The 19,939-nt window shown below is 46.1% G+C and carries 22 protein-coding genes; 19 read left to right on the plus strand and 3 right to left on the minus strand.

The window, feature by feature from the left end; translation table 11 throughout:
- Positions 1-3 precede the first annotated feature (3 nt).
- Together KNQ13_RS05965 and KNQ13_RS05970 are read right to left on the minus strand one after the other, a co-directional pair.
- Positions 4-354 carry a YugN family protein gene (locus tag KNQ13_RS05965; RefSeq protein WP_014970784.1) on the minus strand — a complete coding sequence of 117 codons (351 nt, stop codon included), beginning with the start codon at positions 352-354 and terminating at the stop codon, positions 4-6.
- 110 nt (positions 355-464) lie between these two features.
- Positions 465-1,241 (minus strand): ATP-grasp domain-containing protein, encoded by a 777-nt coding sequence (locus tag KNQ13_RS05970; protein WP_014970783.1) that lies wholly within the window; start codon positions 1,239-1,241, stop codon positions 465-467.
- A 92-nt stretch (positions 1,242-1,333) separates the two neighbouring features.
- Between KNQ13_RS05970 and KNQ13_RS05975 the strand changes: the two genes are divergently transcribed.
- From KNQ13_RS05975 to KNQ13_RS05995, 5 genes are read left to right on the plus strand one after another with little or no spacing between them, the layout of a single operon-like run.
- On the plus strand, positions 1,334-1,774 hold the full coding sequence (locus tag KNQ13_RS05975; RefSeq protein WP_209548204.1) for a YlbF/YmcA family competence regulator: 441 nt from the start codon (positions 1,334-1,336) through the stop codon (positions 1,772-1,774).
- Between the two features lie 25 nt (positions 1,775-1,799).
- The gene (locus KNQ13_RS05980) at positions 1,800-2,057 is read left to right on the plus strand and encodes a YlbG family protein (protein WP_014970781.1); all 258 of its coding nucleotides are present in this window, start codon (positions 1,800-1,802) and stop codon (positions 2,055-2,057) included.
- A gap of 36 nt (positions 2,058-2,093) precedes the next feature.
- On the plus strand, positions 2,094-2,681 hold the full coding sequence (rsmD, locus tag KNQ13_RS05985) for a 16S rRNA (guanine(966)-N(2))-methyltransferase RsmD (RefSeq protein ID WP_256439779.1): 588 nt from the start codon (positions 2,094-2,096) through the stop codon (positions 2,679-2,681).
- Entirely contained in the window at positions 2,678-3,172 is a 495-nt protein-coding gene (gene coaD, locus KNQ13_RS05990; RefSeq protein ID WP_026829902.1) for a pantetheine-phosphate adenylyltransferase, read from the plus strand. Before rsmD ends, coaD begins: the two co-directional genes overlap by 4 nt.
- A complete protein-coding gene (locus tag KNQ13_RS05995; RefSeq protein ID WP_209548205.1) occupies positions 3,169-4,167 on the plus strand; it encodes a SepM family pheromone-processing serine protease in 999 nt (332 codons plus the stop codon). The genes coaD and KNQ13_RS05995 overlap by 4 nt, the downstream gene beginning before the upstream one ends.
- On the opposite strand, the gene KNQ13_RS06000 is transcribed toward KNQ13_RS05995, so the two are convergent.
- A complete protein-coding gene (locus KNQ13_RS06000; protein WP_026829900.1) occupies positions 4,140-5,291 on the minus strand; it encodes a tRNA(Met) cytidine acetate ligase in 1,152 nt (383 codons plus the stop codon). The genes KNQ13_RS05995 and KNQ13_RS06000 overlap by 28 nt on opposite strands.
- 155 nt (positions 5,292-5,446) lie before the next feature.
- Between KNQ13_RS06000 and KNQ13_RS06005 the strand changes: the two genes are divergently transcribed.
- From KNQ13_RS06005 to ftsA, 14 genes are all read left to right on the plus strand, one after another.
- Positions 5,447-5,971, plus strand: coding sequence for a YceD family protein (locus KNQ13_RS06005; RefSeq protein ID WP_014970776.1), 525 nt, complete (start codon positions 5,447-5,449; stop codon positions 5,969-5,971).
- 45 nt (positions 5,972-6,016) lie between these two features.
- Positions 6,017-6,190: a 50S ribosomal protein L32 gene (gene rpmF, locus KNQ13_RS06010; protein WP_081578962.1), complete on the plus strand. Its 174-nt coding sequence runs from the start codon at positions 6,017-6,019 to the stop codon at positions 6,188-6,190.
- A gap of 87 nt (positions 6,191-6,277) precedes the next feature.
- Entirely contained in the window at positions 6,278-7,099 is an 822-nt protein-coding gene (locus KNQ13_RS06015) for a ketopantoate reductase family protein (protein WP_014970775.1), read from the plus strand.
- On the plus strand, positions 7,096-7,452 hold the full coding sequence (locus tag KNQ13_RS06020) for a DUF3397 domain-containing protein (RefSeq protein WP_026829899.1): 357 nt from the start codon (positions 7,096-7,098) through the stop codon (positions 7,450-7,452). Before KNQ13_RS06015 ends, KNQ13_RS06020 begins: the two co-directional genes overlap by 4 nt.
- 25 nt (positions 7,453-7,477) lie before the next feature.
- A complete protein-coding gene (gene bshC, locus KNQ13_RS06025; RefSeq protein WP_026829898.1) occupies positions 7,478-9,037 on the plus strand; it encodes a bacillithiol biosynthesis cysteine-adding enzyme BshC in 1,560 nt (519 codons plus the stop codon).
- Positions 9,038-9,197: 160 nt separating this feature from the next.
- Entirely contained in the window at positions 9,198-10,136 is a 939-nt protein-coding gene (gene rsmH / locus KNQ13_RS06030) for a 16S rRNA (cytosine(1402)-N(4))-methyltransferase RsmH (protein ID WP_014970771.1), read from the plus strand.
- Positions 10,137-10,149: 13 nt separating this feature from the next.
- On the plus strand, positions 10,150-10,536 hold the full coding sequence (ftsL, locus tag KNQ13_RS06035) for a cell division protein FtsL (RefSeq protein WP_014970770.1): 387 nt from the start codon (positions 10,150-10,152) through the stop codon (positions 10,534-10,536).
- Positions 10,533-12,671, plus strand: a complete 2,139-nt coding sequence (locus KNQ13_RS06040; protein WP_014970769.1) for a penicillin-binding protein — start codon at positions 10,533-10,535, stop codon at positions 12,669-12,671. Before ftsL ends, KNQ13_RS06040 begins: the two co-directional genes overlap by 4 nt.
- Before the next feature lie 104 nt (positions 12,672-12,775).
- A complete protein-coding gene (locus KNQ13_RS06045) occupies positions 12,776-14,095 on the plus strand; it encodes a UDP-N-acetylmuramoyl-tripeptide--D-alanyl-D-alanine ligase (RefSeq protein ID WP_034773973.1) in 1,320 nt (439 codons plus the stop codon).
- Positions 14,096-14,117: 22 nt separating this feature from the next.
- Positions 14,118-15,080 carry a phospho-N-acetylmuramoyl-pentapeptide-transferase gene (gene mraY, locus KNQ13_RS06050; protein ID WP_026829896.1) on the plus strand — a complete coding sequence of 321 codons (963 nt, stop codon included), beginning with the start codon at positions 14,118-14,120 and terminating at the stop codon, positions 15,078-15,080.
- A gap of 36 nt (positions 15,081-15,116) precedes the next feature.
- Entirely contained in the window at positions 15,117-16,463 is a 1,347-nt protein-coding gene (gene murD / locus KNQ13_RS06055) for a UDP-N-acetylmuramoyl-L-alanine--D-glutamate ligase (RefSeq protein WP_026829895.1), read from the plus strand.
- Complete coding sequence (gene murG, locus KNQ13_RS06060) at positions 16,460-17,554, plus strand: undecaprenyldiphospho-muramoylpentapeptide beta-N-acetylglucosaminyltransferase (RefSeq protein WP_014970765.1); 1,095 nt, start codon at positions 16,460-16,462, stop codon at positions 17,552-17,554. The genes murD and murG overlap by 4 nt, the downstream gene beginning before the upstream one ends.
- Positions 17,555-17,615: 61 nt before the next feature.
- Positions 17,616-18,395: a cell division protein FtsQ/DivIB gene (locus KNQ13_RS06065; RefSeq protein ID WP_209548206.1), complete on the plus strand. Its 780-nt coding sequence runs from the start codon at positions 17,616-17,618 to the stop codon at positions 18,393-18,395.
- Positions 18,396-18,624: 229 nt separating this feature from the next.
- Entirely contained in the window at positions 18,625-19,938 is a 1,314-nt protein-coding gene (ftsA, locus tag KNQ13_RS06070; RefSeq protein WP_014970763.1) for a cell division protein FtsA, read from the plus strand.
- Position 19,939: the final 1 nt, after the last annotated feature.

The following is a 19,939-nucleotide window of genomic DNA, read 5'->3' on the forward strand; positions in this document are numbered from 1 at the left end:
ACCTTATTTTTCGAGTGTTTCAAGTAATGCAGTGAGACGGCGCTCGCAGTCTTTGACGATTTCAGGCGGGAATTCCTCATCGTACTCGACGCCATGCGGGTAATAATGTTTTCCAAGCAATGGTGTCAGCATCCGAACGACAGCTTGACGGTCTTCGAGTTCACCTTGAATGGCATAGACTGGAACACGGAGATAGAATACTTCTCCTGTTGATTGTTTTTCGTACTTCATATCGTACATCGCACGTTCATAATCCCATTGTCCTTCACGAACAAAACGATGATGATCCATGATTGTTTCAAGTAACCCGAATTTAATTTCCTTGCCTTCGATTCCGAACTGTTCAAACTTCATGTGTGAATCCCCCTATACCCCAGTTTGCTAGTGTACACTAGTCTTTCCAAGCTATCATACCATAATGAATCCATCGATAAAGAAAAAAATGTGAAGTCGATTTGAAGAATTCATGAACTTCCGTATTTTCGTTCGACATACTCCAAAATCGTATCTGGCGCATGGATCCCGAGATGGTTCAGACCTTCGCCACCAAACAAGACATTGAATTCTAACACATAGATCTGACCATCCCGGAAAATCAGATCAAATCCGGCATGATCGATATCCAGTTGTTGAGCGAGCGTGAGGACAAAATCAAGCGCCTCTTGCGGAACGTTCTCAAAGTCAAGCGTTCCCCCTTGGGCGACATTGTTTAAAAATTGTCCGCCTCCGATCCGCCAGTACGCAGCAAGAATCGTATCACCTACGACGACGACACGCAGGTCTTTTTCGTTTGGGATATACTCTTGCACATAAAATGTTTCGTGTTGTGCGACATATTTTTCCCAGTCTTGTTCATTTTTAATGAGATGGACACCTTGTCCCATGGAACTCCGAACGGTTTTAGCGACGAACGGGAACGCGAACTCATCAAGGACACGGGTGATCGTAAACTCATTTTTCCCGTAAATCTCCGTCCGTGGGATATGTTCCGGAATGACCGTCTTGAAAATCCGTGTCATTTCAATCTTATCGTGACCGAGATGGAATGTGGCAGCGGAAGGAAAAATCGGTTTTTTCATTCCATAAATGATCGAGTTCACTTGCCAATATTCGGGAAACAAAATCACATCGGCTTGTGCGATTTTAGCGAGTGAATCAAAGTGATAATCTGACTTCGCATGTTCAGTCCGAATCCCAATCGTCCGAAACATGTTAAACGATAAAAATTGCATACAATTCATTCCTTCCTTCTGAACAAATTATACACAATTCAGCGTCCTAGGAGCGAGACAAATGTTATGATATGATGGTTAAGTTAAGGAGGAGATTCGTTGTGATTTATTCAGATAAAACAATCGACCTCATCAACGCAGCGGAAGACCTTGCACACTCTCTCTCGCAAAGCGAAACAGGTCAAGCATATAGATTAGCAAAACAGGCACGAGCCACCTCAAGACAGGCACAGGACGTCATCCGTGACTTCAACCGGATCAAGGAAGAATACGAATTGGTCCAACGGTTCGGTCGGTATTATCCGGACTACCAAACGATTACGAAAAAGGTACACGAAATCAAGCGGGCGCTTGATCTGCAAGAAGAAGTCGCCCAGTTCAAGAAAGCCGAAAAACAACTCGAAACGCTACTCGGACAAGTCAGTTTGGTCCTTGCCGGACAAGTATCACCTCAAATCAAGGTACCGACAGGCAATCCGTTTTTCGACCAAGGATGTGCCGGAGGATGTTCGACTGGCGGAAGTTGCAGCTGTAGCGGGTAAGAGCTGAAAAAGGGAGGAACGGTGTGTGATCAAGGATCGGATTGGACTCATCGTCTATGTCAATGCGTTGAAGGCATCGCGCCAGTTACGTCGGTTCGGAAATGTCTACTTCACGTCCAAACGTGAACGATACGTCTTTTTATATGTTGATTTGGAACAACATGAACAAGCAATCGAACGGATTACGGAATTACCGTTTGTTGAGACGGTACTCCGTTCAGAACGACCGTTCATCATCGAGACCTATGCCAACAAAAAAGGCAAGATGCACGAAGAAGTCTAACTGGTAGAGCGATGAGGACATCCTCGTCGCTCTTTTTTGAAAGGAAGGAATAACATGCGCGTCATATCAGGGGAACGAAAAGGAATGCGGATCAAAGCCGTACCAGGTGACCAGACACGACCGACGACGGACAAGGTCAAGGAATCACTTTTTAATGTCATCGGACCATACTTTAATGGGGGGAAAGCACTTGATTTATTCGCTGGAAGTGGCGGGTTAGGAATCGAGGCCTTATCGCGAGGATGTGACGAGGCCGTTTTTGTCGATCAATCCTTCAAGGCCGTCCAGACGATTAAAGAAAATCTAGAAACGACCCGGCTAACGGATCGGAGCCGGGTTTTAAGAAAAGATGTGACGGTCGCACTGGCGGAACTTGCAACAGAAGAACCCTTTAAGCTGATTTTTCTTGATCCGCCGTATGCGAAGGAGCAATTAGCTGACCAGGTCGCTTACATAGAACGGCACGATATGCTGACAGATAACGGCGTCATCATCTGCGAACACGGTTCTGAGACGGAACTACCGGATCGAATAGGACGTCTGACCGTCATTAAACGACTTCGCTATTCAAACGTCATCTCGATTACATTATATGAATTTACAGAACTGGAGGAACATGTATGAAGCGGATCGCCATCTGTCCGGGGAGTTTTGACCCGATTACGAACGGACATCTTGACATCATCGAACGGGCTGCCCCTATTTTTGACGAAATCATTGTTGCGGTGCTCAATAATTCTTCGAAGCAACCTTTATTTTCCGTACGGGAACGGATGGAATTGATCTCTGAAGTGACGGAACACTTGCCACATATCAAAGTGGATTCGTTTGATGGATTGCTTGTCGATTACGCAGCTGAAGTCGGGGCAAACGTGATTGTTCGTGGCTTACGTGCTGTATCGGACTTTGAATATGAGATGCAAGTCGCTTCGATCAACAAAAAAATGAATGATCAAATTGAGACGTTGTTCATGATGACAAATAATCAATACTCCTTTTTAAGTTCGTCGATTGTCAAAGAAGCGGCAAAATACGGAGCATCGGTTGCTGGTCTGGTTCCTCCCATCGTCGAGGAAGCATTACGTCACAAGTACAGCAAAGGGGAATTGAAATGAAAGCATGGAAACCGGCCTTAGCCGCGGTGCTTGCCGCGATGATCGCTTTTTTTGTCCCGCTTCCGTATTTCATCTCTTACCCCGGGGATGCGACATCGACGGAGCAACTGATTGATGTCGAAGGGGCGACGAAAGAACCGGGTGACTTGATGATACTGACGATTGCTCAGCGACGAGCGACTCCTTATTTTCTCGTAGAAAGCTTATTTTTACCGTTTGCAGATCGATCAAGTGTCAGTGATTATCTGTATGATGGCGAGTCGGATGCTCAGTATGAGAAGCGTCAGAAACTTTATATGGAAGAAGCCCAACATAACGCGACGATCGAAGGGTATGAATTAGCCGGCAAGCAGGCTACCGTCGATTTTAAGGGCATCTATGTGTCGGGTGTCATAGCGGACGGTCCGGCAGACGGGAAACTGAAGGCAGGCGATCAAATTACGGCTGTGGATGGTCAAACGATCAAATCATTGAGTGCTTTCATGAAAACGATTGGTACAAAAAAAGCAGGTGAACAAGTAGAAGTGACCTTCCTGCGAAACAAAAAAGAACAGCAGACGGATATTGCCGTCAATCGTTTGACGAAGGAATCAGAACGGGTTGGCCTTGGTATTTATGAACCGCTCCCGATGTCTTCCGTTAAGACGAAGCCGGAAGTGGATTTTAATGTCGAGGATGTTGGTGGACCGTCGGCTGGGATGATGTTTACGCTCGAGATCTATGATCAATTGACCGAAGGAGACTTAGCGAAAGGATACAAGATCGCGGGAACCGGAACGATTGAAGAGGACGGGAAAGTTGGACCGATTGGTGGTGCTTGGCAAAAGGTCGTCGCAGCGGATGAAGCGGACGCCGAAATCATGTTCGTCCCAGCAGGTGATAACTATAAAGAAGCCAAACCTTCTATCAAAAAAATCGAGACGAAGATGAAACTCGTCCCGATCAAAACAGTAGAAGAAGCATTGGATTATCTGGAAGCCTTACCGGAAAAGTAAGCGAAGCGACGATGTTCTGCTAATTGTTGATAACGAGCCAAGGGCACAGCATATGCTGCTGTGACTTGGCTTTCTTTGATGAGCCAAGGATGTTTTTCGAACGTCGAGATGATTGGAACCCGTTGTTTGATTTGACGTAAAGCGGTTCGACCGATCTCGTTGAACGCTAGCGGGCGAACGTAATCGATCTGATCAAACGGTAACCCATCGATTTCCCGTTTCATGGTGGAAGTCAAAAGATAAATCAGTGCCCGCTGCAAACTCGTCCGTGTATAGCGCCGTGTCTTGACGAAAGACATGAAGCCTTCGAAAGAATCGTGCCGGCGAGCACCATCAATCAACCGGGGAGCTAATGAAGCATCCATCCCATTAAATTGCGTCAAATCAGCGAGACTCGTTGTCAGGAGACGATGGCGGATGAATGGATAGTAAGTGTCGAATGAAGCAAAGACTGCGTCCTGGAGCGTCTCAGCGGTCGCTTCTGGTAATCCGATCAAGGATTGATGTTGCGTATAATACGCCCGAATGGCGGTCGCGCTCATGACGTCACCAACGGAAAGATCATGGTAACCACTCCCGATACGTTTCGTCGTATGCAACGCGATGCTTGAGGCAGCACGGGCGTAATAATAACCTAGTGTATTATTCGGTGTCGTCAGATCCAGTGTCGTCGTCATTGCCTGAAAAGCCTGACTTGCTGCTGTCGCAGACGATAACCCTTGCGCGAGCCCCTGCTGAAGTAATTCCTGGTAACGTGGATTCGCTTCGTGATTTTCAGAAGCCGCGGTAATAAATGGTGTCACTTCACCACATTCACTCCCGAATGATAAGGTGTGTGCCCCGATCGTTTCCGCAATCGTGACCCCGCCAAGTGCGAATCGATCGGCGCGCTGGACGGCGAAGTAAAACGGAAGTTCCAAAACAAGGTCGATTTCACCACTTGCGACCGCTGCTTGTGCCCGGGACCACTTGTCCGTAAAGGCGGGTTCGCCACGCTGCGTGAACGTTCCGCTCATGATGGCGACGATCAAATCGGCACCGGTTTCGTGGCGCGCGATTTTCGCTTGATACAGGTGTCCATTGTGAAACGGATTGTACTCAGAAATAATTGCAGTCATTCTCATGAAACTTTCTCCTTTGCAAACGGAATTAAGTGCGGTAATATGAATGAAGACGTCCGAAAGTGTTCGTTCTCTAGCGATTTCAGTGTAAAGAAAAAACATTGACAAAACAAGATGTCCTCTCTATAATTCATATTGTTGCAATTGAGGTGATTCGGATGAAATGGTCCCTGATGCAATTGTATAAATTGCGTAATCTGGGTCAACTTCAGGTTAACGAGACGGTTGAGCTTCCTGAGCTCATCGCCCTCCATCCGGATATCCGGGCGGTGCAACCTGTGCACATTCGTGCAAATGCATCGTTTACATCGAATCAATTAATATTCAATCTCCGGATTACAGGTGAAATGACGCTTCCGGATGCCCGGACGCTAAATGACGTCGTGTACCCGTTCGAGATTGAATCCATCGAGTCGTTCCTGCTTGAAGCGGGTGTTGTTCCGAGTGATTCGGATGACATCAACTTACCGATCGGGAATACGGTTGATCTTCGACCACTCGTGCAAGAATTGATTTTACTTCATGTGCCAGTGCAAGTGCATGGGGATGATGAAGAAAATCAGTTGGTTCAAGGGGAAGGCTGGACGGTTCTTTCAGAAGAAACGCCAGAAGAAGCTGAACCAAAAATCGATCCGCGACTTGCGGGTCTCGCTCAGTTCTTTAAAAAAGATCAGGATTCCTAATCTTTTTGTGAAGGCGAGTGTATTTTTTCAAGGAGGTGGACAACGATGGCAGTACCATTCCGCAGAACGTCGAAAACACGCAAACGTCTTCGCCGTACTCATTTCAAACTCCGTGTACCAGGTATGGTCGAGTGCCCAAACTGTGGTGAAATGAAACTTTCACACCGCGTTTGTAAAGCATGTGGCTCGTACAAAGGTAAAGAAATCATCAGCAAGTAAGCTGAATGATCGGTATAAAAGCGACCCTAGAATCGAGCAATCGGTTTGACAGGTCGCTTTTTTTGATGAGAAAAGGAGAGTTGACGGATGAGTAAAGTGGGAATTATCGGTGCAGGATCGATTGGGTTGTTAATCGCGTCCTACCTAGCAGAACAACATAGCGTGACGCTCTATACACGGCAGACGGCGGGGCACGACATCAAGATCATCCGGGATGGTCAAGCAAGTTCGCCGGTCGAAGTTCGACCACTTGATCAATTCGAGTCACAAGACTTGGTGTTCGTTACAACAAAGTCGTATGATATAAAAAGTGTGATGCCCTATCTTTTGATTGGTACGATGCCGGTCATGTTTTTACAAAATGGAATGGGGCATCTGGAACAAGCAGAACAATTGCCAAGTGCCTTATTCGGTCTCGTCGAGCATGGTGCCATGAAAACTGGTTTGTACGAGGTGCGACATACGGGGATAGGTCGAATCCGTTATGGACGGACGAGTCTCCCGATGTTGCGTGAGGGGATGTTACATTTTGAACATGTGCCGAACATCGAGCACATCATGTTGACGAAATTGTTCATGAACGCCGTCATCAATCCGCTCACGGCCTACTACCGGATTACAAATGGCCAACTGTTGGAAGAACCTTACGCGACGAAAGCACGTGGTCTCTTCGAAGAGTTACGACAGGTCTTTCCGCGCCATGACATTTCCTATGAAGAAATCGAACAGGTGATGCAACGCACACATCTGAATCGTTCATCGATGCTTCAGGATCTGGACCGCGGGCGCAGAACCGAGATTGAGCCGATTGTCGGGTATGTCCTAGCACGTGCAACCGAACCGACACCCTTACTGACTTTTTATTTTGAACAGATTAAATCTCAGGAAAAAAGAGGGGATTCGATGTGACATGGTTTATCATATTTCCAATTTTTAGTTTGGTTAGTTTGTATATTATTTTTTTGATTTTGTTTCGTCAACACGGAAAAGCGGTCCGCCTCGCACTCGATTTGGGCACATTCATCGTCCTTTATGGCATTCATGTCGCCTTGATCGCGCTGACGGGTCAAAATTACTTAGGCTGGTTATTGATTGCCGTCCTCCTCATCTTTGCGCTTAATGCCTTATGGCAACGAATCAAAAAAGTGGATGTGGATTATTTACAGATGATTCGACATAGTTGGCGGATCACGATTTTAATTGCTCTTCCCGTCCAACTGCTACTGTTTGGAATCGGGATTCGTCAACTGTTCATTCATTGATCTTGTTAGAAAGAAGGGATTTTGTTTGAAGGTACAACCATTTCACGCTTTGTATGCTGAAGATTCATTGATGCATCAGGCATCTCAACAAGAATTTTCAAAATACGTTGATCATATTGGAACAGAAGGCATGCATACACGGAGTCAACAGATACAAGACAGACAGTATCCGCATCTCAGTCTACTCGTCGATGAACTGATCCGACAAAATCCTCAACTAAACGATGAATTGAAGGAACGACTCGAACAATTGCGGACAGGAGAAGCACAAGTCGTCATCACCGGACAGCAAACGGGTATTTTTGGTGGGCCTTTGTATGCCGTCTATAAATTATTGACCTGTCTGAAGGTTGCACGCGAAACGGAAGAGTTGCTCGATCGTCCGGTTCTTCCGATTTTTTGGCTTGCAACCGAAGATCATGACTTTGATGAGATCAATCATCTGATCGTTCCGACGCACGACTATCAGACACGGAAGTTGACTGTCGCGGCACCAGACTCCATCGCACGTTCCGTCAGTCGGCTGACGTTTGATCAAGCGGCCGTCAAGGAAATCGTTCGTCAGGCATTATGTACAGAACAAGAGACACAACATACAAAAGACTTATTGGCTTTATCCGATCGGTTGATCGAGACCAGCACGACGTACGGTGGTTTTTTTGCAGCTTTCCTGGGAGAACTGGTGAATCATGACATCATCTTCTTTGATGCAGATGCTGAAGCAGTCCGGCAACTCGAGATTCCGTTTTTCGAACGATTGATTCAGGACAATGCGGATATCCGGCAAGCTTTGTCGGAAGGAATCCAACAAACGGCTGATTTACCGGACACCTTCTTAAACGAAGAAGCGGCCCATCTGTTTGTCGAAGACATCGGACGTGATTTGTTATATCCAGGGCAAGATTTTGTGACGAAACAAGGGAAAACGTATACGGAACTTGAACTATTGGCATTACTCTATGCGAGTCCGGAACGATTTTCGAACAGTGTCGTGACACGCCCGCTGATGCAGGACTACTTATTCCCGACCTTGGCTTACATCGGTGGACCGGGAGAAATTGCCTACTGGACAAGACTTCGTCCGCTCTTCCATCATTTTGATTGGACGATGCCTCTCTTGATTCCGCGTATGGGGGCCGTCATGGTCCAGGCGCGTGACGAAAAGCGATTGCAACAGCATACGTTTACCTTGGAACAAGTATTGAGTGAAGGAATACCGATCGCACCTTTTGATGCGGCAAAAATTAAACAACAGTTACATGCGTCTACACTACTGGGTGAAGTTTTGATGGAGGAAGTCGCGCAGGTCGAAAAAAACGTCTTAAACACAACATCGATTTCGGCGAAGTTAAACAAACAGCTTCAGCTTACATTCGAGACGATCATCGATCAGGAACGACGTCTTCACGAACAGGCGAACCGTTCTGATCGGGCACTGCAGTATCAATTGTCACCAGGTGGTGTACCGCAAGAACGGATTCATTCGATTTTACCTTGGTTGAATCGGTATGGGTTGGACTTGCTCCAAACCCTTCGTGTTCACTATGAGCGAACAGAAGCGGAACAATTGAAAATTTTGATCTAAACCTGCTGATTTAGCAGGTTTTTTTGTTTTTTTAACGAAAGATACACAAAAGTTCAAAAAATCAAGGAAACTGTCTCATTTTCGTAACGTTTTTAAGAAAGAATATGATACATTGAAAAAGAGTAACGTCCAGTGTGGACAGTGAAAGGTGAGGCAGCATATGTTTGAGCATGAAACAGTATTAAAATGGGAGTCCATTAAAGGGCTAAATATCGAACCTGACGGGATTTATGTCGATTGTACGTTAGGTGGAGCAGGACACAGTGAAGAGATCGTCAAACAATTGACGACAGGACATCTGTACGCGTTTGACCAAGATGATGTCGCACTGGAACATGCAGCAGAACGTCTCGCGGCGTATGAAGGTCGCTTTACATTAATAAAAAGTAATTTTGTACATTTACAAGAAGAATTAGAGGCACGTGGTGTAACGAAAGTCGATGGGATCTTGTTTGATCTAGGTGTGTCTTCTCCTCAGTTGGATGAAGGCGAACGTGGATTCAGCTACAATTTTGATGCGCGTCTTGACATGCGGATGGACCAAACGTCTTCACTTTCTGCGTACGAAGTCGTTAATGAGTGGCCGTATAATGATCTTGTCCGGATTTTGTTTACATATGGAGAAGAAAAATTCTCCAAACAGATTGCCCGCAAGATTGAAAAAGCACGTGAAGTAGGGCCAATCGAAACGACGTTTGAACTCGTCGAGTTGATCAAGGATGCGATTCCAGCCCCCGCTAGACGCAAAGGCGGACATCCTGCAAAACGAACGTTCCAAGCCATCCGGATTGCCGTGAACGATGAATTAAATGTGTTCGACCGGGCAGTCTATCAAGCAATTGATTTGTTAGCCGTTGGTGGTCGATTATGTGTCATCACGTTCCATTCACTTGAAGATCGTATGTGCAAACAGGCCTTCAAGGAAAAATCATCTTTACCTGAACTTCCACAAGGATTACCGATGATTCCAAAAGAATTCGAACCGGAATTACGTCTGGTGACAAGAAAACCGATCACAGCAGGAGATGACGAACTCGATGATAATCGACGGTCGCGTTCGGCTAAGTTGCGGATTGTTGAAAAAATGAAAGAAAGCTGAGAGGAGCATTCAAATGGCAGAACCACTTCGAAAACCGATTCAATCGGTAGAACCCGTTCGACAGCAACCGATCCAACAACCACGTAAGACGGAAGACATCGCACGTCGTGTCGCGGTCCGTCCGAAATACCGTTTGTATCCATTTGAAAAGTTTTTGTACAGTGCGATGATTGGTGGAGTCGTCCTATTTGGCAGCATGACGATTGGCGCACATAACGATGCGTATAATGTAAGCCTCGATCTTGCGAAGGAAAACCGGGTGACGCAAGAAATGAAAAAAGAAAATGAACGGCTTCAACTTGAAGTGACAAACTTAAGCTCTCCAGAACGAATTTACAAGATTGCGAAAGAACAAGGTCTTGACATGCGAAAAGGGAACATCAAGGTGATTCCTAAATGAATCCACTATCTAAATCCCGACGGAGAGTACGCTTTATCTTATGGATATTTGCTGCTCTCTTTTTGGTGTTCATTAGCCGTTTTTTATATCTATCGACGACGAAACAATTTCATGGTGAAGATATGATCGTCTACGCCGAAAAAAAACGGTGGGAAGCCCAGTCGACGTTATCAGCAGAGCGCGGAGAAATCTTTGATCGGTTAGGTTCGCCGATTGCGATCAATATTCCGTCCTATCATCTGGTCGCCGTCTATCGTCTCGGTGGGGAAAAAGATCCGGACGAGACGGTCGTTGATTTTAAAAAAACAGCGACAGGTCTTGCACCGATTCTTGGTATGCCGGTCAAGGAACTGGAAACGTACTTAATCGAGAACAAGGACCGTTCTCAAATCGAGTTCGGAAAAAAAGGGAATGATCTGACACTCGATCAAAAAGAGAAAATCGATCAACTGAAGTTACCTGGCATTCGCTTGATCGAGGAACCAAAACGGTATTATCCGAATGGGATTTTCCTGTCTGATACGTTAGGATTCGTCCAAAAGATAACAGAAGATAACGGGCGGGTCGTTTTAAAAGGTCAGATGGGGATAGAGAAGCAATATGACGAGGCCTTACGCGAAACGTTTGGATCGCGTGTGTTTGAAAAAGACCGAAGTGGCGGTGAGTTGGTTCAAGGAACTTCAAAGATTTCAAACGAACCGAAAGACGGATCAAACTTGTACTTGACGATTGATCATCGCATTCAGCAAGCACTTGAGAAACAAATGCAAAAAATGTACAACGAGTACAAACCGAAAAATGCGACCGGCATCGTCATGGATGCGAAGACCGGTGAGATTTTAGCAATGGCGGATCGTCCGTCCTTTAATCCTAATCTACGGGACATGACGGACTTTACGAACTTTGCCGTGTCCTCACGCTTCGAACCAGGATCGACGATGAAAATCTTTACGTTAGCAGCAGCAATCGATGCCGGTGTGTTCCGTCCGAATGAACCTTATAAGTCGGGGAACTACAATTACAAGGGGACGGTCATCAAGGACTATAACGATGTCGGTTGGGGAACGATTCCGATGATTGAAGGAGTCTATCATTCTTCAAACGTCATGTTCTCCATCTTGACTGCAGAAAAGCTTGGGATTGAGCGGTATAAAGAGTATTTCAAGAAGTTTCATTTTGATCAAAAGACGGGTATAGACATTTCGGGTGAAGTCAACAGTCAATCCGATTTATCCAAACCGTTAAATACGCTGATCACGTCGTGGGGGCAATCGACGGCAGTGACGCCGATGCAGATTCTCCAAGGAGCGACGGCCATTGCCGGAAACGGTGAAATGGTCAAACCACACATCATCCAAAAAGCGGATCATACCGATAAAGCGCCGTATAAAGCAAAAACGGAAGTGGTCGGAAAACCGATTTCAGCTGAAGCGGCAAAAGCGACACGAGAAGCATTAGATGGTGTCGTCAATAGTAAAATCGGGACAGGTCAGATGTATAAGTTAAAAGATTACCGTGTCATCGGAAAAACCGGGACGGCACAGATTTCAGAAAATGGGAAGTACATCCAAGGACAGTTCATTCATTCCTTCATCGGGATGGCACCAAAGGATGATCCAGAATTGATCATGTACATCGCTGTTGATCGACCATCTAAAAATGAATCCTCGGTGTCAGGTCCAAGTATCATGAGTCCGGTTTTCAAAAGTGTCATGAACACAGCACTTCAATATCGGAGCATCAAACCGGCGACTCAAAAAGAGTCCGTCGATGTCAAAGCAAAAATCATTCCGAGTTATATCGGAAAAAGTATGAATCAAGCAAAATCATTAGCAAAAGAACAAGGGGCGGTCCCAGTCCTTCTCGGTGACGGTGCTCAAGTCGTGTCGCAAATTCCGACACGTGGCCAAGAGTTCGTCAGTGGGGAACGTGTGCTACTCAAAACAGCTAATACGTTTAAGATACCCGATTTGACAGGCTGGTCACAACGTGATGTCAAAAAATTAGTCAGTTTGTATAATTTGAAGTTAGATGTGATTGGTAAAGGTTTTGTAACCAAACAATCGGCACGAACTGGTACACTAGTGAAAGAAAATGGAAAGCTGACGGTGGAACTCGCTGAACCAAAAGAGTAAGAAACGGCGGTCTCCTGATTTCTGCAGTGAAACGAGGACGGACCGGAGTCATTCGTTGACTTCTGTTCGTCCTCGTTTGCTGTAAACGAGTGGAGGAAACATTCATGGTGACAATTGCACAACTTGCACAGTGGTTAGGACTTAACGAAACAGATACACGACCGTTACGAAACTTCGCGACGGACTCAAGAAGTACGCTGACAGATGGACTGTACATTCCGATTCAAGGGGCACGCGTCGACGGACATAGGTTCATCGAGGGAGCGGTCCAACAGGGAGCAATCGCAACGTTATGGAAAAAAGGGATACCTGTTCCTCAGACGGACATCGTTGTCCTTGAAGTCGACGAACCGTTAGCAGCTTTACAGTTGATTGCGCAGCAGTATTTAAAACAGGTTGCGCCGAAAGTCATCGCGATTACCGGTTCAAACGGAAAAACGTCAACAAAAGATATGATTGAAAGTGTGTTGAAACGAACGTACCGGACACATAAGACAGCAGGGAACTTCAACTCGGACATCGGGATGCCGCTTACGATTTTGATGATGCCGCGCGATACAGAAGTCGCCGTCTTGGAGATGGGAATGAATGGATTCGGTGATATCGAATTATTGTCAAACCTTGCTGAACCGGACATCGCGCTCGTGACCAATATCGGAGAGTCGCATGCAGAACAGGTCGGGGGACGAACGGGCATCGCACAGGCGAAGTTAGAGATCCAATCGGGTTTAAAACCAGGAGGACATCTGTTCATCGATGGCGATGAACCGTTGTTGGCAGAAGCGACAGCAGAACGGATTGGATATCACCAGACGAATACGTTTGTCATTGAACAGGCAGAAGCGACGTTCATCGGAACGGCGTTTAAATTCGATGGCACGACGTTCGGCATACCGGTACTCGGAAAACACCAAGTACGCAATGCCGCCTACGCGATAGCGACGGCAAGAGCACTTGGGTTATCAGACGAAGTGATTCAAGCAGGGCTGAATGAGGTCGAGCTGACACCGATGCGGATGGAACGGTTGATGTATGGGCAAACGGCCATCATCAACGATGCCTACAACGCTAGTCCGACGTCAATGAACGCAGCAATCGAGACGATTGCTACATTGGATGGCTTTACGCATAAAGTCGTCGTCCTCGGAGATATGTATGAACTCGGACAGCAAGAACGTGTGTTACACGCATCTGTCGGGAAGAAGATTGCACTTCCTGTGTCACATGCTATTCTTGTAGGGGGGAAAGGACGTTATATCGCGGAAGGTATCGTTGATCCAACCGTTCAAGTCCAATATGCGGACACGGTCGAAGATGCGGCACGTTTACTCCATCCACTACTCGGAGATCAGACCGTCGTCTTGTTAAAAGCTTCACGCGGGCTTGCCCTTGAACAAATCTTCACATATCTAAATGAAACTTAATCCTTAAAAGTAGGTGTTTGTAATGATCGCATTATTCATCAGTTTAATCATTGCGTTTTTGGTCGTCGTACTCGTGATGCCAAAAGCGATTCCTTTTTTGCATAGTCTGAAATTCGGCCAAGAGATTCGTGAAGAAGGTCCGGATTGGCACCAAGTGAAGTCCGGTACACCAACGATGGGCGGAATCGTGATTTTACTTGCGATGATCGGAAGCCTGATCGTCTTGCTCTTGATGAGCGACTTGGACAGAAGTCATCTTTCCTTACTCTTTTTGACGCTTGCTTATGGAGCGATTGGATTTATCGATGATTATATCAAGGTCGTCAAAAAACGTAATCTAGGTTTGAATTCGAAACAAAAATTAGTCGGGCAAATCGTTGTTGGATTGTTGTTTGTCTGGTTGAGTGGCGGATTTACGAGTAACGCGACGTACTTATCGATCCCGTTTACTTCGTGGACACTTGATTTCGGACTGCTGTACCCGTTTGTAGCCTTATTCTGGCTTGTTGGGTTCTCGAATGCGGTGAATCTAACAGATGGACTGGATGGACTCGTCTCCTTTACGGCCATCCCAACGTTCTTATTCTTTGGTCTATATGGTTGGTTCATTGCAGATGAGCCAGGTGTCGCCCTGTTCGCCTTTTCAGCGGTCGGTGCTTTGATTGGTTTCTTAGTTTTTAATGTTTATCCTGCTAAAATCTTCATGGGGGATACCGGATCACTTGCATTAGGGGCGGCACTGGCCGGTCTATCGATCTTACTGAAACTAGAACTTTTGTTAGTATTGATTGGAATCGTCTTCGTCGTCGAAACATTGTCTGTCATTTTACAAGTCATCTCCTTTAAAACGACAGGGAAACGGATTTTTAAGATGAGTCCAATCCATCACCATTTTGAAATGGTTGGTTGGAGTGAATGGCGGATTGTTGGAACGTTTGCTTCCATCAGTTTTATCATGGCGTTCATCGCCTATCTGTTCGTATAACTGAAATTCGTAGTCAAGAAAGTGAGCGATTTAAAGATGAAGATTTCTGAACTGGACAAAAAAAAAGTATTGGTCCTTGGTACGGCGAAAAGCGGTATCGCAGCAGCGACGTACTTAGTCAAGACAGGAGCCGTCGTGACGGTGAATGATGGCGGAACACCTTCGGAAAACGATGTAAAGACGCTCGAAACATTAGACGTCGAGACGGTTTTTGGGAGTCATCCGTTGTCTTTACTAGAAGGAATTGAACTGATTGTGAAAAACCCGGGGATCCCTTATCAGATTCCGTTGCTCGAAGCAGCAATGGAACAAGGGATTCCGATTTGGACCGAAGTCGAATTGGCCTATCGTTCGACCGAAGCCGATTGGGTCGCGATTACCGGATCAAACGGGAAAACGACGACGACGACACTTGTCCATGAACTCTTGAAACGTGGATCTAAACGTGTTCACTTAGCAGGAAACATCGGATTTCCGGCAGTCGAAATCGCGCAACAGGCAACAGCAGGCGACCTGATCGTCATTGAGTTATCTAGTTTCCAATTGATGGGGATTGAGACGTTTAAACCAGTCAGCGCGGCATTTTTGAATCTTTCACCAGCTCATCTGGACTATCATGGAGACGTTGCTTCCTATGGAGAAGCCAAAGCCCGGATTTTTTCGAAGATGGACGCATCGGGACGTCTTGTCGTCAACGCCGACGATAAGGAAGTCATGCGTTTAAGTGAAACAGCAAAGGCGGAACGATTGACCTTTTCGCGTCAACAGAACGCTTATGCGCACGTTGAGGACGGGATGATCCTCATTGATCAGACAGCAATCCTTCCGGTCAGTGAACTGGCACTTGGAGGCGGACACAATCTAGAAAATGTCTTAGCAGCCTTAACGCTGATTGAACCGTTTGATATTTCTTTAGAAGCCGTTCAAGAGGTATTGCGGACATTTGGTGGAGTGGCTCACCGGACAGAATACATCGGCGAGTTTGTCGGACGAAAAGTCTATAATGATTCGAAGGCGACAAACAATGTGGCGACGGAAGCAGCCTTGTCTGGTTTTCAGTCACCCATCATTTGGTTGTGCGGAGGCTTGGAACGTGGCGCTGATCTGACTCCGTTAAGTAGTGCGATGACGCATGTGAAACACGTCATCGGATTAGGAGAAACGGGGCAACGGTTTGCCGACTTGGCACATGATCAAAACGTTGCTGCGACGGTCACACGGGAGATGGAAGAGGCCGTTTCGGTTGCGTTTGACGTATCGGAACCAGGTGACATCATCTTATTATCTCCAGCGTCAGCCAGTTGGGATCAATATAAAACGTATGAAGAACGTGGCGAACACTTTATCCGCTCCGTCCAAAAAACAGGAGGTGCGGCAAAATGAGGATTGTAGTTTCAGGTGGGGGTACGGGTGGACACATCTATCCAGCTTTAGCCATGATTCGGGAAATCGAACGCCGCACGACATGTGAAGTGTTGTATATCGGAACGGAAAATGGACTGGAAGCGGATATCGTCCGGCGAGCTGGGATTCCCTTTGAGGCGATTGAAATTTCAGGATTACGCCGATCGTTGTCTTTTGAGAACGTCAAAACGGGTGTTCGTTTTGTGAAAAGTGTCGTCCGTGTGCGAAAGCTTCTCCGTCAATTCAAACCGGATATCGTGGTCGGGACAGGTGGTTTCGTCTGTGGACCCGTGCTCTATACGGCAGCGAAGATGGGATATAAGACAGTTGTCCATGAACAAAACAGCCTACCGGGAATCACGAATAAGTTTTTAGCACGTTATGTCGATCGTGTTGCCTTGTCCTTCAAAGGTTCGGGTCATTACTTCGGCAAAAATGAAGCAAAAACGATGTTAATCGGAAATCCACGGGCTTCGGAAGTGGCCATACTTGAAATTGATCCCGTTGAGGAACGAAAAAAGTATGGTTTTGAAGAAGGACGTCCATTGATCGTCGTGTACGGCGGAAGCCGGGGGGCACCAGCCATCAATCAGGCTGTCGTCGAAATGATTCCGAAACTGACCGAAACGGACTGGTCGCTGTTATTCGTGACGGGTCAGGTCCATTACGAGCAGATTAAGAATCAACTCGGTGAATTACCTGAGCGAATCCAGTTACGACCGTTCATCTATGATTTACCATTGATCTTAAAAGCGAGTCAACTCGTCGTGTCACGATCCGGTGCCAGTACATTAGCGGAGCTGACGACACTGGGATTACCAAGTGTCTTGATTCCGAGCCCGTATGTGACGGAGAATCATCAAGAAGTGAATGCTTCCTCTCTTGTTGAGACAGGTGCGAGTCTATTGATTCGAGAAAACGAACTGACCGGAGACCGGTTGTTTGCCGCCTGCGCGAAGGCGATTGCCGAGCAAAAAGCGATGTCACAAGCATCCCTTGCGCTTGGTATGCCAGATGCAGCAAGTGATTTAGTTGATGAATTGTTACGGTTAATTGAGCAAAAAAATTAAACCCTTGCAGGAATAGACCGATAAGGTAATGAATTTAAAGATAACGGAGGGAGAGGCTTACGTGAAGGAACGACAACAAGCAAGACAGCCGAAGATGGATACGACTGTCCGCAGCCTAGAAGATAAAATTCCATATGTCCGTGAGCAACGTCGGAAGAAGGCGAACCGACGTTTAATCTATGTCCTCATCCTGATCGGTCTATTGATTGGTGTGGTCTTTTACCTTCAATCTAGTTTTTCGCGTGTCACGGCGTTTGACGTCACAGGCACCATTAACGTCAAGAAGGAAGACATCATCCAAGCGTCACGTATTAAGGTGAAGGAGACACATGCTTTCAATGTGTCGGAAGAAGCCGTGTTGGAGCGGATCGAAAACGTGCCGGGAATCCGAGAAGCGGCAATGACGAAAACATTTCTGCATCATTATGAAGTAGACGTCGTGGAAGAAAAAGAGATTGCGTACGCCAAGGATAAACCTGGTGCACGGATTGTCTTAGCGGATGGCACGATTCTTCCTGGAAAGTCAAAGGAAGAGTTATTTGATGCACCGATTCTAACAGGATTTACGGATCAGTCCTTGCAACGTCTGACGAAGGAACTCGTTAAGATCGAGCCGAAAGTCCGCAGTCGGATTTCGGAAATCGTCGCAAACGATCAGACGGATAAAGGAGGACTGAAGTTATTCATGACGGACGGGAATACCGTCTTATTGAGTACTTCGGCTTTTTCTAACTCGTTGAATGAATATGTCAAAGTGATCTCCGCTCTACCGAAAGGGAAAACGGGAACGATCACAATTGATGGTGGAATCTATTTCAAACCATATAAAGGAAAAAAATAGAAAAACACATCTTTGAATACATCGGTTTGACAAACGTTTGTTTTCATTAGTAAGAAAGTGGAGCTATCGTCATCAAATCGTAATCTATTAGATGGGTAAGTTAGGCAATAACTCCTTTTCGTGAGGTTTTTTATAGTGTAGACTTAAACGAGAAGAAGATTGTCTTGATTCCTGTAAATATAAACAGGGACAGTAGGATTAGTATTATGAAAGTGGAGGTGTCACTCCCATGGAAACGAAAGGTACGATTGCCGCGCTAGACATTGGGACATCAGAAGTCAAACTCATTGTCGGTGAACTTCTTGGTGGAACGCTGAATGTGTTGGCAGAAGGATCTGCACCATCCGCCGGCGTCAAGCGAGGTGTCATCGTCGACATCGATCAAACAGTCAATGCCATTAAACAAGCGGTTGCAGAGGTGGAACGTACACTTGGTGAACCGATTGGTGAAGTATATGTAGCAATTTCTGGTGAACATATCCAAGTGAAGGATTGTCAAGGTATGACATCGATCAAAGGCGAGGATAATGAAATCACGGATGACGATGTGAAGGATGTCCTTCATTCAGCAATGGTCATGCGAATTCCAAACGAGCTGAGTGTCGTTGACGTGTTACCTAAAACGTTTACTGTCGATCAGCAAACAGAGATTACGGATCCTCGCGGTATGATTGGTTATCGCTTAGAAGTGACAGGGAAACTGATCATCGGAGCGAAGACGATTCTACATAGCATCAAACGTTCGATTGAACGAGCTGGTCTAGAACTTGCGGGATATGTGCTGGAAAGTCTAGCCGTCTCACGAATTGCAGCTTCGATTGATGAGTTAGAACTTGGTGTCGGGATCGTCGATATCGGACATGAAACGACCACACTCTCAATTTATGAAAAAAATGATTTAGTGTACTCAACGACACTATCGTATGGCGGAGATCATCTGACACGCGATTTGACGTATAAAATGAATTGTAAATACCAAGATGCGAAACTCGCAAAAGAAGAGTACGGCGTCGCGCTAGAAGCACTGGGTGACCCTGAAGAAAAAGTCTCGTATGTGACGATTAATGGTGAACATCGTTTTGAACCGCAAACAGAGATCGGTTTTGTACTCGAAGCCCGTCTTGAAGAAATTTTTGAGATGATTCAGAAGCGAATGACGCAAGCCGGTTATTCACAAATGAATAGTGGCATCATTCTTTGCGGCGGAAGTTCATCGTTACCTGGGATTGATCAGCTTGGTAAACGCATCTTCAAACAAAGTGTCAACGTCTATCAGCCAGCAAGTTTAGGGATCCGTCATCCGAAGTATGCTGTAGCTGCTGGGATGTTGCGATATGTTCTCTCACGAAGTACGGTTTCGAAGTCCGGGTTTGACCGGGCAGATGAAAAGGGAACTAGTGCACAAGGGCGTGAACAACGTGAACAAGAAGAACTGTTGACGAAAGCATCACAAGCGCCCGTACGCGAAGATCGAACACCGCGGGAACAGCCTCCAAAAGAACGGAAGTCATTCAGTAGTTTCTTTGAGAAATTTTTCGGTTAAG

The organism is Exiguobacterium sp. s128 (genome assembly GCF_018618815.1).
Lineage (GTDB): Bacteria > Bacillota > Bacilli > Exiguobacteriales > Exiguobacteriaceae > Exiguobacterium_A > Exiguobacterium_A antarcticum.

Bases quoted from the DNA above. Each gene is read 5' to 3' on its own strand.
- KNQ13_RS05965 (WP_014970784.1), bottom strand. From the start codon at position 354: ATGAAGTTTGAACAGTTCGGAATCGAAGGCAAGGAAATTAAATTCGGG.
- KNQ13_RS05970 (WP_014970783.1), bottom strand. From the start codon at position 1,241: ATGAATTGTATGCAATTTTTATCGTTTAACATGTTTCGGACGATTGGG.
- coaD (WP_026829902.1), top strand. From the start codon at position 2,678: ATGAAGCGGATCGCCATCTGTCCGGGGAGTTTTGACCCGATTACGAAC.
- KNQ13_RS05995 (WP_209548205.1), top strand. From the start codon at position 3,169: ATGAAAGCATGGAAACCGGCCTTAGCCGCGGTGCTTGCCGCGATGATC.
- KNQ13_RS06000 (WP_026829900.1), bottom strand. From the start codon at position 5,291: ATGAGAATGACTGCAATTATTTCTGAGTACAATCCGTTTCACAATGGA.
- KNQ13_RS06005 (WP_014970776.1), top strand. From the start codon at position 5,447: ATGAAATGGTCCCTGATGCAATTGTATAAATTGCGTAATCTGGGTCAA.
- rpmF (WP_081578962.1), top strand. From the start codon at position 6,017: ATGGCAGTACCATTCCGCAGAACGTCGAAAACACGCAAACGTCTTCGC.
- KNQ13_RS06015 (WP_014970775.1), top strand. From the start codon at position 6,278: ATGAGTAAAGTGGGAATTATCGGTGCAGGATCGATTGGGTTGTTAATC.
- rsmH (WP_014970771.1), top strand. From the start codon at position 9,198: ATGTTTGAGCATGAAACAGTATTAAAATGGGAGTCCATTAAAGGGCTA.
- ftsL (WP_014970770.1), top strand. From the start codon at position 10,150: ATGGCAGAACCACTTCGAAAACCGATTCAATCGGTAGAACCCGTTCGA.
- KNQ13_RS06040 (WP_014970769.1), top strand. From the start codon at position 10,533: ATGAATCCACTATCTAAATCCCGACGGAGAGTACGCTTTATCTTATGG.
- KNQ13_RS06045 (WP_034773973.1), top strand. From the start codon at position 12,776: ATGGTGACAATTGCACAACTTGCACAGTGGTTAGGACTTAACGAAACA.
- mraY (WP_026829896.1), top strand. From the start codon at position 14,118: ATGATCGCATTATTCATCAGTTTAATCATTGCGTTTTTGGTCGTCGTA.
- murD (WP_026829895.1), top strand. From the start codon at position 15,117: ATGAAGATTTCTGAACTGGACAAAAAAAAAGTATTGGTCCTTGGTACG.
- murG (WP_014970765.1), top strand. From the start codon at position 16,460: ATGAGGATTGTAGTTTCAGGTGGGGGTACGGGTGGACACATCTATCCA.
- ftsA (WP_014970763.1), top strand. From the start codon at position 18,625: ATGGAAACGAAAGGTACGATTGCCGCGCTAGACATTGGGACATCAGAA.